The following is a 14,600-nucleotide window of genomic DNA, read 5'->3' as shown; positions in this document are numbered from 1 at the left end:
GGGGCCCGGGCGTCGATCTAACCTGTTTCGAACGTAGACATCCATGCAATTCCCTGAATCCTGGTTGAGAACCTTTGTCGACCCGCAGCTGACGACGGACGAACTGTCGCACGCGCTGACGATGGCGGGGCTCGAAGTCGAATCGCTGAGCAAGGCTGCGCCGCCGACGTCGAAGATCGTCGTCGGCCGCGTGCTCGAAGTCGTCAAGCATCCGGATGCGGACAAGCTCAATGTCTGTCAGGTCGACGCCGGCACCGGCACGACGCTGAACATCGTCTGCGGCGCGCCGAACGTGGCGCCCGGCATCAAGGTGCCGGTCGCGCTGGTCGGCGCGGAACTCCCGCCGGCGGAAGAGGGCGGCAAGCCGTTCGCGATCAAACTGTCGAAGCTGCGCGGCGTGGAGAGCCAGGGGATGCTGTGCTCGGCGCGCGAGCTGAAGCTGTCGGACGATCACAGCGGCCTGCTGATCCTGCCGGAAGACACGCCGATCGGCCAGGACATCCGCGACACGCTCAATCTCGACGACACGATCTTCGAAATCAAGCTGACGCCGAACAAGGCCGACTGCCTGTCCGTGTTCGGCATCGCACGCGAGACGGCCGCGATCACCGGTGCGTCGTTGACGCCGGTCGACATCCGGCCGGTGCGCGTCGAACTCGACGAAACGCTGCCGGTGCGCATCGCCGCGCCCGATCTGTGCGGCCGCTTCTCGGGTCGCGTGATCCGCGGCGTGAACGCGCATGCAAAGACGCCGCAGTGGATGGTCGAGCGCCTCGAGCGTTCGGGCCAGCGCAGCGTGTCGGCGCTCGTCGACATCTCGAACTACGTGATGTTCGAGCTCGGCCGCCCGTCGCACGTGTTCGATCTGGACAAGATCCACGGCGGCATCGAGGTGCGCTGGGGCAAGCGCGGCGAAACGCTGAAGCTGCTCAACGGCAACACGGTCGAACTCGACGAAACGGTCGGCGTGATTGCGGACGATCGTCAGGTGGAAAGCCTGGCCGGCATCATGGGCGGCGACAGCACGGCCGTCACGCTCGATACGACCAACATCTACCTGGAAGCCGCGTTCTGGTGGCCGGACAGCATCCGCGGCCGTGCACGCAAGTACAACTTCTCGACCGACGCGGCCCATCGCTTCGAGCGCGGCGTCGACTACGCGACGACCGTCGAGCACGTCGAGCGCATCACGCAACTGATTCTCGAGATCTGCGGCGGCAAGGCCGGCCCGGTCGACGATCAGGCCGTGAACCTGCCGCGGCGCGCGCCGGTGAAGATGCGTGTGTCGCGCGCGAACCGCATCATCGGCGTGCAGATCGGCGCCGACGAGATCGCCAGCATCTTCACGCGCCTCGGCCTGCCGTTCGAGCGTGAAGACGACGCATTCCTCGTCACGCCGCCGTCGCATCGCTTCGACATCGAGATCGAGGAAGATCTGATCGAGGAAGTGGCGCGCATCTACGGGTTCGAGAAGATCCCGGCGCGTCCGCCGGTCGCGACGAGCGAAATGCGCGCGACCCACGAGACGCGGCGCTCGATCCACGACATCCGTCACGCGCTCGCCGCGCGCGACTATGCGGAAACCGTCAACTTCAGCTTCGTCGATGCGGAGTGGGAACAGGATTTCGCGGGCAACGACCAGCCGATCCGCCTGCTGAATCCGATCGCGAGCCAGCTGTCGGTGATGCGCACGACGCTGTTCGGCAGCCTGATTTCGGTGCTGCGCCACAACCTGAACCGTCGCGCCGATCGCGTGCGCGTGTTCGAGGCCGGTCGTGTGTTCCTCGCCGATGCGTCGGCGAAGGCCGGCGAGCTGACGGTCGAAGGCTACGTGCAGCCGAAGCGTGTCGGTGCGCTCGCCTATGGTCCGGCGCTCGACGAGCAGTGGGGTGTGGCGACCCGTGCGGTCGATTTCTTCGACGTGAAGGGCGATCTCGAAGCGCTGCTCGCGCCTGCCGCCGCACGCTTCGTGAAGGCGGAGCATCCGGCCCTTCATCCGGGCCGCAGCGCACGCATCGAAGTCGATGGCCGTACGGTCGGCTGGATCGGCGAGCTGCACCCGCGCCTGATGCAAAAGTACGAGCTGCCGCACGCGCCGGTGATGTTCGAAGTCGACGCGGACGCGCTGATCGCGCGTGCGCTGCCGGCGCCGACCGACGTGTCGAAATTCCCGCCGGTCCGTCGCGATATCGCCGTTGTCGTCGATCAGGCGGTCGAGGTTCAGGCACTTTTCGACGAAATGAAGAAGGCGCTTGCCGAAGAGGCCTGCCGATTCGTTCAGAAGGTTGTACTCTTCGACGAATTTCGTGCAAAATCAAATACTTCCGGTGGTCTTGCCGCGCACGAGAAGAGCCTTGCCTTCCGCGTGACGCTGCAGGACGCGGCTGGCACGCTGCAGGACGAGGTCGTCGATCAGGCGATCCAGACGCTGGTCGGACGGATGGCTCGTGCCGGTGCGCGTCTGCGCGGCTAAGGAGAGGGTCCGCCCGTTCGCGGGCGGCTTTTTCCCATCGAAAGTTTTGATTCAACGCGCTGTATGGCAGATATGAACGACATGACCTCGAGTGAATTCGAAGCCCTCCTGACGGCGCAACGCAGCGCCATGAACCGCGACGCTTCGGCGCCGGCGTCCACCGAGGCGCCCACGCTGACGAAGGCGGAACTGGCGGAGCTGCTGTTCGACAGCGTCGGGCTGAACAAGCGTGAAGCGAAGGACATGGTCGAGGCGTTTTTCGAAGTGATCCGCGACGCGCTCGAAAACGGCGAAAGCGTCAAGCTGTCGGGGTTCGGCAATTTCCAGTTGCGCGACAAGCCGCAGCGTCCGGGCCGCAATCCGAAGACGGGCGAGGCGATTCCGATCGCGGCCCGCCGGGTGGTAACCTTCCACGCGAGCCAGAAGCTGAAGGCGCTGGTCGAAAACGGCGCGGAGTAAGCCCCGCGCGCTGACGCCCCCGCGCGGCCGCCGCGCACCCTTACCGACGGTTAACCGACGATGACCACCACGGTTGAGAAAGTCGTTTTGCCTCCGATTCCCGCGAAGCGCTACTTCACGATCGGTGAAGTCAGCGAGCTGTGCGGGGTCAAGCCGCATGTGCTGCGTTATTGGGAACAGGAATTTACTCAACTGCGGCCGGTGAAGCGGCGCGGCAATCGTCGGTACTACCAGCACCACGAAGTGCTGCTGATCCGGCGGATTCGCGAGTTGTTGTACGAGCAGGGGTTCACGATCAACGGCGCGCGCAACCGGCTGGATTCACCGGGTGGCGAGCGCGGTGCTGCGGCGCACGCACTCGTCGAGCATGAGGCGCAGGCCGCCGATGCACGCGCGCCGGGCAAGTCGGGCGCTGCCGTCGACGTCACGGCGTTGCGGCAGGCGCTGCTCGACGTGATCGACGGACTGAAGCGCGACTGAGCGCGACGCGCGAAGGATGAAATGAAAGCCCGGTTGGCGATCCGCCACCGGGCTTTTTTCATGCCTGTCACGCATGCGCGTCAACGCGACGCGAGCGGATTCTTTTGCCCCATGTCGACGACCAGCGTGCCGTCCGGCAGCATCCGCACCGAACCTTGCGCGACCTGGCTGCGGTAGCCGTACAGGTCGAAACGCATCGGGCCGGCCTCGGCCGAATTCTGGATCAACGCACGCACGTTCAGTTCGAGTACGTTGAACATCTTCATGTCGCCGCCTTCCATCCACATGTAGCTCGGCGCATTGATCTGCGGCCGTTGCGGCGCGGGCGTACCGGCCTGACGCCTGAACGTGAGACGCAGCCCGTCGCGTTCGACCGTTGCCTGCCCGAGCTTGCCGTTCAGCACGGGCGGCGGGAACACCGTGTACTGGTCGAGCACGAGCGTATCGCCGCGCAGTTCCGCGCCGCGACGCTGCAACGGCGTCAGCGACGCGAGTTCGATGCCGAGCGAACGCAGCAGCTTCGCCTGCGGAATCCCGAGCACCGACACCTGGGACGGTTTGAACGCGAGATGGCGGTCGTCGAGCACCGACAGCGTGCCCTTCATGTCGGTCGGCAGCCAGACGCCCGGCGGCACGTGGTTCCACAGCTTGATGCCGCCCTGGACGCGCAGGTTCGTGCCGTCCGCGCTCAGTTGCAAGTCGTTGAGCGAACGCGGCGAGTAATCGAGCAGATAGTTGTTGAAGAGCGCGGACATCGCTTTCCACGACTCGACGACCGTGCCGCCGAGTATGCGGATGTCGTACTGGTTCGGGTCGTCGAGATCGACGGGTTCGCCGGGCCGCTTCGATACGAGTTCCACATCGAGATCCTCGACGTGAAAGCCGATATCCCCGGACAGGTTGAAGTCGACGTTGCGCAGATGGATCGTCGGGTTCCGGTTCGACACATGCCGTTCGTTGAACGGTGTAGCCGACGTGCGCCGGATCGCGACCTTCTGCATGCCGGGGTGAGCGGCATTCGCCGCGAGCGCGGCGGCTTCCCAGTGCTGGCGCATGTCGTGCAGCGCGTTCTGCTGCGCGGCAAGGAAGCTGTCGTTCAGGCGCGCGGTTGCGTTGCCGAGCGGCGTGCCGCCGGCGGGGCCCGCGTACGAAGGCATCCGGATCGCCATCGCGCCGCTGTCGTCGAAATTGAAGTAGCCGGCCGATACCTGGTCGCGATAGTGATACAGGTCGAACACGAAAGTCTGGTCGCGCTTCGCGGGATCGACCGGGCCGATCAGGATGTCCGCGTTCATCGGCATCGAGCGCATGAACTTCACGTCGCCGCCGCGAATGTACATGGCCTGCTGCGGCGCATTCGCGGGCATCGCGAAGCCGGCATGCGTACCGTCGTCGAGCGTCAGGTCGAGGCCGCCCGGGCTCACGTGCAGCGCGGTGATCGTGAGTTTCAGGCGCGGCGGCGGCATCAGCTTGTCGACCGACATCACGAGATCGTCGCCGACGAGATGCGCGATCGGCGTCTGGACTTTCAGCAGGTCGGCCATTTTCACGTTGGCCGCGCGCATCACCGGCTGCGCGTTGATGCCCGATACGCGCACGCCGGTCGGATGGAATACCAGTTGGCTGCCGTCGCGGATCGTGAGCGTGCCGGTCAGCGAGAACGGCACCCAGCCGTCGCGCTGCATCTCGCCTTGCAGGTGAATCACGCCGTCGCCGGCCGACACGGCGAGCTTGCGCAGCGGCGCGTTGCGGTAGCCGAAGATGTAGGTGTTGAAGAGGGCGGTCAGCTTCGCGTTGTCGAGCGTGACCGTGCCTTCGTGCACGTCGATCTCGAAACTCGTCGGGTCGTCGAACACGATCGGCGCGCCGGCCTGCGTCGGCACGAGCGTGGCCGACAGCTGATGGATGAAGAAGCCGAGGTTGTTGACGATGCGGAAATCGACGTCGCGCAGGAACGTCATCGCGCCGTTCTGGCCGGAGTCGCGCAGCGTGAACGGGCGCGGTTGCGTGAGGCTGATCGATGCGAGCGACGGCACGGTGCGGGCGAGCTGCTGCTCGCGGGCGAGGCGTTCGGCCTTGGTGCGTTCGATCTTCGTCGACGCGATCGACGTGTTGCCGTCGCGCTGCGCGGACGATTCCGCGCAACCGGCACACAGCAGCGCGAGCGCCAGCGCGCTGCAGCCGAACACGCGGGATGTCCGGCGCGAGAGGGGGCGGCCCGCGCGTGGCAGGCCGAAAATCCAGTAGAAAATTGCCAAAGGCGAGCGATGGCCGCGCCGGACCGCATTCCGCATCGTCTGTCTCCATGTCTTGTCGTGATCGACGGCGGCGCGCGCCACTGCACGGCGCGAGCGTCGATGCCGTGCAGTGTGGCATAGCGCGCTAGAGCGGCGTTACCAAACAACGGGCGCCCGGGCGGGGCGGCCCGACGTGCTGCGGGACAATGGATTCGGGGTGGTCGGGCGGCCGGATCAAACGGTCGTTTGGTTTGCGCGGGCGGTCGTTGGCAGCTTCCGTCGACGCAGGGGAAATCCGCGCGTGCCTTGACCGGCAAGGGTTTCGCCGGATGAGAGGGGCGGCGGCCGCCGCGATCGAAGTGCGGATGCGATCCGGCCCCGCCGCGGCGGCCCAGGGCTCGTCACACCAGCATGTGCTGCCGGATTGCGTCGAGCGCCGCGTGGTCGAGTTGCAGGCCGTTCGCGATATACGACGTCATCGAGCCGTACGACGCGGTGACCTGATCGAATGCCGCCAGCAGATAGTCGGCGTGCGCACCTTGCAGCGCGGTCATCATGGCTGCCGCATTTTGCCCGCCGGCTGTTTGCGCTTGCGCGACCGAGGCGGCGATTTCCGATGCGCTGTAGACGTTGGTCAGCAGGTAGTCGGCGAGTATCGTCTGTTCGGAAACACCCAGGATCGTGTGCAGAACGACTGTCGCCCAGCCGGTACGGTCCTTGCCGGCCGTGCAGTGGAAAACCAGGTTGTCGCCGGAGGCGGCGAAGCCGGTGAAGAGCGTGTGATAGCTGGCATGCGCGGTGTCCGACGTGACGAACGCGCGATACATGCTCGACATGAATGCCGTCGCGGTTGCGCCGGTGGTCGGGATCGGATCGATGCTGGCGGCTCCGAGCACGTTGAGGTTTTGCCAGGTGGCGCCGGTCAGCGGCACATCCGGTTGCGTCTTGATCTCGGCGGGCGTGCGCAGGTCGCAGACCTGCCTGATGCCGAGTGTGTCGACGGCGGCGACGTCTGCGGAGGACAACGCGAGCGCCGATGAGCGATAGATCACGCCTTTCTTCATCTTCGCGCCGCTCGTCGTCACGTAGCCGGTTCCGTCCGGACCGGCCGTGTCGCGAAAATTCGATGCGGAACTCAGCCGCGGCGTCGTGACCGGTGCGACCGACATCGAGTCGCCTCCGCATGCCGACAGCAGCGACGCGCTTCCCAGCGCCACGCCTATCGTGCCGGCGCCCAGCCGGAGAAAATGTCGACGGGAAATTTCGTTTTTCTGATGCATTCAATGCCCTTAGACGGAGACGGTTACGAGACGTCGCGACCGCGGCGGTGACCGGGCCGCCCGCCGTATGACGCGCGACGCGGCAAAGCCGGGCGGGCCGGATCGATCGGCATGCAGTCGGACGGTTCGCCCGCGCGCATCGATTTCGCGCGGGGTAACCGCACGGTAGCGATTCGCGGCGCAGCGGCCATCGTCCTTTTCGACTAGGGGGGAATGCGGGTGGCCGGTGTAGGAGGGGCGGCAGCGGCGAGGCAAGATCGGCGGCAACGGCTGTATCGACCCAAAGCACAGTCGCCATCACGGGGAAGCGTCGTGGCTCTCAAGGGAAGTCGACGTACTGGGTGCGAGCGTGGGCGGCGATCACCCGTCACGCTAAAAAACTTCACAAGAATAGTCACAAAATGCATGCGACCCGTTCTAAATCGGAAAACTGTCTGTTATAATTTTTTTCTTTCGGGGCGTAGCGCAGCCTGGTAGCGTACCTGCATGGGGTGCAGGTGGTCGGAGGTTCAAATCCTCTCGCCCCGACCAGGAATCAAGGCCTGGAAAGCTTGTCAGTAAAGGGTTCCCTTATCTGGCGTAGCTTTCCGGGCCTTTCCTTTTTCCGGGTGTGTCAGTTTGGTGTGTCAATTCCGCCGTGCAACAATGCGGAGATGACTGACTTGGCAACCCTTCCCACTGGCGTCTATTTGCGCCCCGGCTCGTCCGTGTTCCATCTCCGGATCGGCGTGCCCAAAGACCTGCAACAACACTTCCGCAATCCAAAGACGGGCAAACCGAGGGCCGACGCCTATCGGGCGAGCTTGCGTACATCGAACCGCGACGAGGCAATCACCAAGGCCCTCAAGCTGATAGCAGAGTACCGGGATCGATTCGACGCGTTGCGGGCCAAAGCCGCCCCTGCGCCATTTGTTACGCTCACGTCAGCGTTGGTGCGCCAGATTGCAGACGTGCTACGCCACCAGATTTTGCAAGCTGACGACAATGTGACGTTCCTCACACCTGAGCCGGAACTGAAGGCGTTAGGAATGAAGGGCCTGAGACGGTCATACTCTGCAGACTTGGCGGCAATGAAACGCGGCGACCTTCAGTCAGCACGCGCCTACGCCGAGCGTACCGTCGAGGCTTGGGGTATCCGGGTCGATTGGTCATCCCCGGAGGGGATGCGCGGGCTACTCCAGATCGCGCGAGCGTCAATGGCGGCCTGGCAGGACGTGATGGAGCGGAAGGATGGTGCACCTATCGATACCCCGCCTGCACCGGAGCCGCCCGCATTGCACGCGGACGCGCATGAGGCCGCCGAGTCGCAGGAGTCGCCTAAGACGCTCAGGGATGTCGTACCGGCGTGGATCGCTCGAAATGCCCCGAAGGCCAACGCTATAGGGCGCACCAATAAGGCGCTGGCCCTGTTCGAGCAGGCCGTGGGCCGCGTACCACTCACCAAGCTGATCAAGGCAACGGGGGCCACATTTGTCGACTTCTTGCTAGACCCGGCTCGCGGATGGTCTCGGAAGACTGCTGGAAATCATGCTACCTGCATTACGTCTCTAGCAAACGTAGCCGTAAAGATCGACCTACTTGAGCGCAATCCGCTCGACCTTACGTTCGACAAGACAATCGGGGCGAAGTCCCGTGAGCCTTGGACCGACGATGAACTACGGCGCATGTACGGACATCCGCTGTTTTCCGACCGTATGGCCGAAGTGCCCCATTGGCAGGACGTAGCGCCGTCTGATGGTCGCGCCTTACTGCTGTTGCTCCTGCACACTGGGGCTCGCATTGGCGAGATCGCGCAGCTACGGAAGGAGGATTTCCAAACCCGTAGCGGGGTTACGGCGATACGGATCACTGCTGAGGCGGGCACAGTCAAGACCCAGGAGTCCGAGCGGGTCGTACCGCTGGCCGCGCACCTCTTGGCCGATCCTTGGTTCGCTCAGTGGTTCCAGGAAATCCTGGGCAGTACCGGTCCTGCATTCCCGACTGCGTGGGGGCGTGCTCGGGGACCGGGGGACACCATGGGTCAATGGTTCCGCCAGTTCCGTAAGGCTGCTTCATTGCCTGCGGGAGCGCTAGAGGGTGCGCACAAGTTCCGCCATTGGCTCCGATCTACCTTGGCAGAGAAGCACGTGGGCGAAGCCACGATGGATTCGATTACCGGCCATAGCGCCCAGGGTTCCAGCGGACGCAAGGTTTACACCGCTACTACCTCGCTTACGGCTATGAAGGAGGCCCTGGACCGAGTGGCGTATCCCATGACCATCGCGGATCAACCCGACATGTGGTCGGCCGTCGGCCGTGGGACGACTTATGGGACCGGCTGGTAGAGTCTCAGCTACTGCATCATCCGATAATATATGGGGACGGGATAACTACTAGTTGCACGTTTAGTTATTTACTACTGACCGGAATTGAGAGACCACACGATGAATGAGGTAGCAGCAGTAACCGAAACGGCAAAGGCAGTCCAAGAGGTCGCAAAGGCGACTGGGAAAGGCATTGATGCAGCTACGGCAATGGGCGGCTTCATCGCGACCTATGTGCGCGGCTCCATTGAGCAGGGGCTCGGTATCTTTGAAGACAAACTCAGGTATTCGCGATGGGAGCGCCAACAACGGCTAATGCAACGGGCCGCCACGTTTCTAGCGGATCAGGGTTTGGAGGAACCGCCGAACGGGGTGCCCTTGAAGTTTGCCGTCCCGCTCCTTCAAGCCGCCTCGCTGGAGGACGACGATAATTTGCAAGACCTCTGGGCTCACCTATTAGTTAACGCATCGATCGAGCCGGAAACTACAACGCATCGAATGTTTGTCAGCATGCTGGAAAACATGTCTTCCCTTGATGCGCAAGTGCTCCGCCTTCTCCGAGAGAGCAGTGGAGGCCCGCATGACGCGATCATTACCGGGGATTTACCTGAATCGGCTGCGGTATGGCAGCACGGAGCGGAGCAACCGGACGTACAACCACGCGAGGATGTGCTTTTGTCACTAGCCAACTTGGGCCGTCTTGGTGCCATTACTGGATTGGCTACGGCAGGGGGTGGGACGACCTGGGTAGCGGTGCATGTAACCATCCTCGGTAGAAAGCTGATTGACGCCTGCACGGCGGCGGCGGCGCGGTAGGCTTGGATCGCGCAGAGAATATTTGCAGCTTACTGTAGGAGAGGCGCATGGATTGCCGCTAGAGTGGGGAATTTGCCGCGAGGTCTCACACCCTCACAATGCGCTTATTGGATGAGGCGGAACGACAGTTCGAAGAAACACGGCGACTCGCCCGAATGCCGTGGTGGGTGCCGCTTGCGGTAGCTGTTCCGGTAGCGCTCGCGCTCGTTGGCTTCGGGCCAGCGTTTGAGGTTCTCCTGAAGTGGTAAGCCGGGTCAATCCGGCACCTGCCACGCCGAAGCCAAAGAGATCGGATGATCCCGTCGTGGCACGCGGGCAGGACGCTTGGGAGCGACTCCAAGAGGATGCCCCGCGACGCCGCGCCTTGTCACGTGGGCCGGCAGACAAAGCTAAAGCGCGACGCGAACAGTCGCAGACCACGCACCGTCGTTGGTGGTTAGATGTTGGGGAGGCTCTGACGGTCGGGAAGTACACAAGCGTGTCAGACTGGGCCTATTCCGCCTGGATCGCAGCCAACGGTTTTGACAATCTCAACTACAAGACGCGCCAAGATGCCGTGTGGCTGGTCGCTAACATAGAAGAGCTTGGGGAGCTGCCTGACGGCTTGGCAACTCCCTCGACCATACGCCAGTGGGCGAACAGGCGACGGGCTATGGCGTCGCGCCGTACCACTGGTAAGCCCGGTAGCGTCACTGGACCCGTGACCGCCGGTGACGTGGCGGCGCTCGAAAAGGCGGTGTCCTTGCTCCGAGAAGCAGCGCAAGACGCTCGACGTAGCGCAGAGACAATGGACGCTGCGGCACGCCTCATTGCCAAGGTGAACGTTGCGATAAAGAGACGAGGCGGGCCGTAGAAGGCCCGGTAGGACATGGGCGGATCAATTCGCCCGAGGCTGGCGATGCGACGGCCGAGCGTTAGTCCCGGCCAAGCATTGTGGCTGCCAGTCGCTTCTTTGCGGCTGACACGGCCTTCTTTGCCGCCTCTGCCGTCTTCTCCGCCTGGTCTAGCTCAGTCATGCGCGTCTCTAGGTTTGACCCAGGGAGCCAGGACGCGACCACCTGAACCTGATCGACGTTATCACTGACAACACCATTCTTTACTCCGGCAAGGATCGACAAGCGATGCTTGCATGCCGTCCCGGTTTCGCCAGCCGGACACGTGCAAAATGCAGTGACCGCGTTGCCGTCTTTAGAGAACGATAGTTCGTAGGGTGTCGCAGCCGAACCCTGGACCAGAAAGCCGATTGTTTCCATTCCTGCAATATCCCCGAGTAGTTACGTAGGTCTGCGTGTCTGACCGTCTACTTGCTAAGAAATGTCAAAAATACGCCAGCTTGGAATCTCTCCGCGCATAATCATACATTTTGTTAATTTTACGCACAATATCAACGCGCGTTCTATGATGTCGGAGACTGGTAGTCTTTCTCCGTTAATCGTTTCGGTCGATTCGGGGTTGACTCGGCCAGTGTGAACTAGAGTGCTTCGTATTGAATAGGCCTTGTTGATTATCGTCGCGTTAATGCTTCGCTCATCGATCGATCCGCCTAGCATCCTCACCGTTCGAACTTTTACTTTGTGCGTCATTTCATTCTTGTCACCATCGCCTACAAGCGTTTCAAATGCGGTTGCAAGTTCGACAGCTCGATCTCCAACATTTCCGCGTCGTTGTGCCTGATTGATTCTTTCAAGCGCGACATTGATGTGGCGGCGGACATCGGGTGCAAGTTGGAGGTATGCGCCGACGACCTCTTTAGCTTCGTTGGGATCGAGATTTGGATAATCGATTGGGCGGGTAGGTACTATCTCGGTCAATGGAGTCGTGCGAAATGAGCCCAATTCAAAATCAGGGTCGTCAAACGTAAACCACAGCAAAGAGGGCAGCGATGCGCGAGGGCCGATAACTGTGAGAACAAGCGCAATCTCCCTCAGTAAGTCATGGTCTTTGATATAGGATTCGACGTTTAAATGTGTGTTGTCTGCATCATAAATAATTGGCGAAATTGTACGGCTGGTAACGAGGGCAGATTTTGGTGGTACAAAGTCGAGGGCTGATGCGACAATTCCGTTCATGCGGTGAGTGTGTTCGCCAATTATTCTCTTTTGATCGCTGTCGGGAATGTCGTCAAAAGGAACGATTGAGATGCTGTCAGTCAATTGAATTGGCTTTTCGACCGGAACGCCCCAAAGCGCTAAGATTAGCTTGCCAGTTGCGTGGGTGCTATTGAGGACCTTGGCGAGCCAGCGAATTGCCCCATCGGCAGAACCTGTGATGACGGCGCGTCGTATTAAAAGCTGATCCACAAAGTGGGGGTAGAAGCCTGTTGCTCCGCCTAGGCCACTATGCATCATTTTTACTGTGTCGCCGACGAAGCGATCATCATTAACGAGGGCCTCTTTGATCCCTTTCGCTAATTTATGAATATGATTGACTGCACTAAGCCAAACGTCGAGATCGTTACTTTTTATCGCATCGAGGATTGACATCTCGACGTTTGGATATCGAGTCGATTCGATTTGCTCAAGAGCTGCTGTGAGCAGCTGATTAAGTTCCGGTTCTTGAGGCGGGGCGGGGCGCGGGGAATTTGACATAGGATGTCCGTATGAGTGCTGTGCTGCATTCTATGTGTGCTGTAATTGTTCGTGAAGTCCGCATGGGGTTTCGTGGGTTCCATATGTAGAGTCGTCGGACTTCGCGAAAATGGGGAGATGTGAACCACGCGTGCTCATTTTTCTCCCAGAAATGTGTGACAAGGTGTCCCCGGCCGCGCGAGCCAAAATCCCCCCATGGCCTCCCCGGCGTTTCCCAGGCCGGATGAAGCAATCCTGGCGCAGGTCGGGGAGGACGCGGGATCGGCGGAGTTGGCGAGCGCGTTTTTCTTCCGGGCCTGCGCCGCACCCATGGCGCTTCACCCACTGCACGCCACCGCTGCTGCTCGGCGGCGGTAGCTTTGGTGCGGGTCCAGGCGCGGAGGCCTTTAGCCATGTTCTGCCGCTATTTGAATTCGTTCCGTTTGGGTATACCTGTAGCGAACGCGCAACGGCCATTCGCTTCCGTTCCGTTGAAGTTGACAGATTTTCGGAACGCTGGATAATTCGAAACACCACTTCAACGGAACGAGGTTACGTAGCACATGAGACGTATCTACTACGGACGTGTATCCACGCTCGACGGACAGACGGCTGCGAGCCAGTACGCCGACGCAGCCGCCCAGGGCATAGCCGCTGACGATGTGTTCATAGATGAGGGGGGGAGCGGGTATCACGTGCCACCGTCCGAACGTGAACAGTGGCAGCACGTAGAGCGCGACCTTCGCAAAGGCGGAGTCCTGGTGGTTCGCTGGCTCGACCGCATCTCGCGGCGCTACGACGAACTACACGAGACCATGCAACGCCTGATGAAGAAGGGCGTTCGGGTTGAATGCACGCTCAACGGTATGGCGTTCGACGGGCAAGAGACCGACCCATTGAGGCTCGGGATTCGCGATGCGCTATTAGCGTTCATGGCGGCGCAGGGCGCGGCGGACTATCTGAACCGGCGCGAGATGCAGGCGCGAGGGATAGCCGTAGCCAAAGCTGAAGGCAAATACAAGGGGCGGAAGCACGCCGTGGATTACGCAGAAGTGAGGGCGTATCACGCGGAACACGGCGGCTCCGTGCGATCTCTCGCGGAACACTTCGGCGTAGGACTTGCCACCATCTCCCGCGCATTGAATTCCGCTAGTGCCGCCAACCCAGAGGAGGCTGCCAAATGATCGGAGCGCATACACAGCTGATTCGTGCCCGCATCGCGTTCTCTCACGCCGGGTTGAGCGGCGATCATTCGTGGCTCGCGAAATCGGAAAGCGAACGGGCAGCGTCGGGTCTCTCCCTTACCTTTGCTCGCGGGGGTGTTGCCAGCATGCCGTCTGGAGAACTCGCGCTGCATTGGGCTGCGTCGATGGAAGACCAGATGCTGCGGCTCGCTAAGGAACTGGACGCCCTGGAGATGCAGTACGCCGCCCTGGATTCAGCCATGAGCGAGGCGACCGCCGAGCGGCAGTAACGCCCCTATCAACAAGGTGCAGAGACCATGCAGAAAAAGAATGCGCAACAAACTATCCACGCCTACCGCATTCCCGCCGACGTGGAGGCGAAGCTGATTGATGCAGCAGGCCCCGCAGCAGCGGCATTGAGGGGCAAGCGCCAGGCCGCACTACGAGCTACCCCGGCGCATATCGTGCCCGTTCTCAATCGAGCAGCGGACACCGCAGCGCGGCTGCTGAACGCTGACGGCGTCCGCGCGAGTCGTCGGGACCTCCGTGCCGCAGGAGCCGCCGTTGTGGTTCAACAGGAGGCCATTCTGGCAGCCGCAGGCATCGAGAGCCACACGCGTCACCAGGCCTCCGAGGAAATCCTCCATAAGACTCTGGTGGTCGAGATGCTCGCGCCGCTAGACCCGGACTTGGCGCATCAATACGGGTTCGCGGAATAAATCAGCACAGGGTAGAAGACCCTAGACGCGATTAACTCCGCACAAGGTAGTAGGCCCTAACCGGGCAACGACACCCCGCCAT

At 61.8% G+C, this 14,600-nt stretch carries 12 protein-coding genes and 1 tRNA gene; 9 read left to right on the top strand and 4 right to left on the bottom strand.

Going from position 1 to position 14,600, the window contains the following annotated elements; translation table 11 throughout:
* Positions 1–43: 43 nt before the first annotated feature.
* From pheT to HWX08_RS21510, 3 genes are all read left to right on the top strand, one after another.
* Entirely contained in the window at positions 44–2,473 is a 2,430-nt protein-coding gene (pheT, locus tag HWX08_RS21520; protein WP_174921094.1) for a phenylalanine--tRNA ligase subunit beta, read from the top strand.
* 72 nt (positions 2,474–2,545) lie between these two features.
* On the top strand, positions 2,546–2,932 hold the full coding sequence (locus HWX08_RS21515) for an integration host factor subunit alpha (RefSeq protein ID WP_069256463.1): 387 nt from the start codon (positions 2,546–2,548) through the stop codon (positions 2,930–2,932).
* A gap of 60 nt (positions 2,933–2,992) precedes the next feature.
* Positions 2,993–3,412, top strand: a complete 420-nt coding sequence (locus HWX08_RS21510) for a MerR family transcriptional regulator (RefSeq protein ID WP_069256464.1) — start codon at positions 2,993–2,995, stop codon at positions 3,410–3,412.
* Between the two features lie 80 nt (positions 3,413–3,492).
* On the opposite strand, the gene HWX08_RS21505 is transcribed toward HWX08_RS21510, so the two are convergent.
* Both HWX08_RS21505 and HWX08_RS21500 read right to left on the bottom strand, forming a co-directional pair.
* Entirely contained in the window at positions 3,493–5,706 is a 2,214-nt protein-coding gene (locus HWX08_RS21505) for a hypothetical protein (protein WP_174921095.1), read from the bottom strand.
* A gap of 344 nt (positions 5,707–6,050) precedes the next feature.
* A complete protein-coding gene (locus HWX08_RS21500) occupies positions 6,051–6,866 on the bottom strand; it encodes a tyrosine-protein phosphatase (RefSeq protein WP_244122747.1) in 816 nt (271 codons plus the stop codon).
* Positions 6,867–7,383: 517 nt separating this feature from the next.
* Between HWX08_RS21500 and HWX08_RS21495 the strand changes: the two genes are divergently transcribed.
* The 3 genes from HWX08_RS21495 to HWX08_RS21485 all read left to right on the top strand — a co-directional run bounded on the left by HWX08_RS21495 (position 7,384) and on the right by HWX08_RS21485 (position 10,048).
* Positions 7,384–7,460 (top strand) — tRNA-Pro (locus HWX08_RS21495).
* A 122-nt stretch (positions 7,461–7,582) separates the two neighbouring features.
* Positions 7,583–9,253, top strand: a complete 1,671-nt coding sequence (locus tag HWX08_RS21490; RefSeq protein ID WP_174921097.1) for a DUF6538 domain-containing protein — start codon at positions 7,583–7,585, stop codon at positions 9,251–9,253.
* A gap of 99 nt (positions 9,254–9,352) precedes the next feature.
* On the top strand, positions 9,353–10,048 hold the full coding sequence (locus HWX08_RS21485; RefSeq protein ID WP_174921098.1) for an Abi-alpha family protein: 696 nt from the start codon (positions 9,353–9,355) through the stop codon (positions 10,046–10,048).
* A 914-nt stretch (positions 10,049–10,962) separates the two neighbouring features.
* Here HWX08_RS21485 and HWX08_RS21480 read toward each other — a convergent pair.
* Together HWX08_RS21480 and HWX08_RS21475 are read right to left on the bottom strand one after the other, a co-directional pair.
* Positions 10,963–11,301 (bottom strand): SWIM zinc finger family protein, encoded by a 339-nt coding sequence (locus tag HWX08_RS21480; RefSeq protein ID WP_174921099.1) that lies wholly within the window; start codon positions 11,299–11,301, stop codon positions 10,963–10,965.
* A 54-nt stretch (positions 11,302–11,355) separates the two neighbouring features.
* Positions 11,356–12,636, bottom strand: coding sequence for a HEPN domain-containing protein (locus tag HWX08_RS21475; RefSeq protein ID WP_174921100.1), 1,281 nt, complete (start codon positions 12,634–12,636; stop codon positions 11,356–11,358).
* A gap of 542 nt (positions 12,637–13,178) precedes the next feature.
* Between HWX08_RS21475 and HWX08_RS21470 the strand changes: the two genes are divergently transcribed.
* From HWX08_RS21470 to HWX08_RS21460, 3 genes are read left to right on the top strand one after another with little or no spacing between them, the layout of a single operon-like run.
* Positions 13,179–13,799 carry a recombinase family protein gene (locus HWX08_RS21470; RefSeq protein ID WP_174921101.1) on the top strand — a complete coding sequence of 207 codons (621 nt, stop codon included), beginning with the start codon at positions 13,179–13,181 and terminating at the stop codon, positions 13,797–13,799.
* The gene (locus HWX08_RS21465) at positions 13,796–14,089 is read left to right on the top strand and encodes a hypothetical protein (protein WP_174921102.1); all 294 of its coding nucleotides are present in this window, start codon (positions 13,796–13,798) and stop codon (positions 14,087–14,089) included. The genes HWX08_RS21470 and HWX08_RS21465 overlap by 4 nt, the downstream gene beginning before the upstream one ends.
* Positions 14,090–14,116: 27 nt before the next feature.
* The gene (locus HWX08_RS21460; protein WP_174921103.1) at positions 14,117–14,518 is read left to right on the top strand and encodes a hypothetical protein; all 402 of its coding nucleotides are present in this window, start codon (positions 14,117–14,119) and stop codon (positions 14,516–14,518) included.
* Positions 14,519–14,600: the final 82 nt, after the last annotated feature.

The sequence above is a fragment of the Burkholderia metallica genome (assembly GCF_902832845.1).
Lineage (GTDB): Bacteria > Pseudomonadota > Gammaproteobacteria > Burkholderiales > Burkholderiaceae > Burkholderia > Burkholderia metallica.
This window is presented reverse-complemented; position numbering and strand designations above follow the sequence as displayed.

What these genes read in the sequence shown, in the direction of transcription:
- pheT (WP_174921094.1), top strand. Translation starts at nt 44, where the DNA reads ATGCAATTCCCTGAATCCTGGTTGAGAACCTTTGTCGACCCGCAGCTG.
- HWX08_RS21515 (WP_069256463.1), top strand. Translation starts at nt 2,546, where the DNA reads ATGAACGACATGACCTCGAGTGAATTCGAAGCCCTCCTGACGGCGCAA.
- HWX08_RS21510 (WP_069256464.1), top strand. Translation starts at nt 2,993, where the DNA reads ATGACCACCACGGTTGAGAAAGTCGTTTTGCCTCCGATTCCCGCGAAG.
- HWX08_RS21505 (WP_174921095.1), bottom strand. Translation starts at nt 5,706, where the DNA reads ATGCGGAATGCGGTCCGGCGCGGCCATCGCTCGCCTTTGGCAATTTTC.
- HWX08_RS21490 (WP_174921097.1), top strand. Translation starts at nt 7,583, where the DNA reads ATGACTGACTTGGCAACCCTTCCCACTGGCGTCTATTTGCGCCCCGGC.
- HWX08_RS21485 (WP_174921098.1), top strand. Translation starts at nt 9,353, where the DNA reads ATGAATGAGGTAGCAGCAGTAACCGAAACGGCAAAGGCAGTCCAAGAG.
- HWX08_RS21480 (WP_174921099.1), bottom strand. Translation starts at nt 11,301, where the DNA reads ATGGAAACAATCGGCTTTCTGGTCCAGGGTTCGGCTGCGACACCCTAC.
- HWX08_RS21475 (WP_174921100.1), bottom strand. Translation starts at nt 12,636, where the DNA reads ATGTCAAATTCCCCGCGCCCCGCCCCGCCTCAAGAACCGGAACTTAAT.
- HWX08_RS21470 (WP_174921101.1), top strand. Translation starts at nt 13,179, where the DNA reads ATGAGACGTATCTACTACGGACGTGTATCCACGCTCGACGGACAGACG.
- HWX08_RS21465 (WP_174921102.1), top strand. Translation starts at nt 13,796, where the DNA reads ATGATCGGAGCGCATACACAGCTGATTCGTGCCCGCATCGCGTTCTCT.
- HWX08_RS21460 (WP_174921103.1), top strand. Translation starts at nt 14,117, where the DNA reads ATGCAGAAAAAGAATGCGCAACAAACTATCCACGCCTACCGCATTCCC.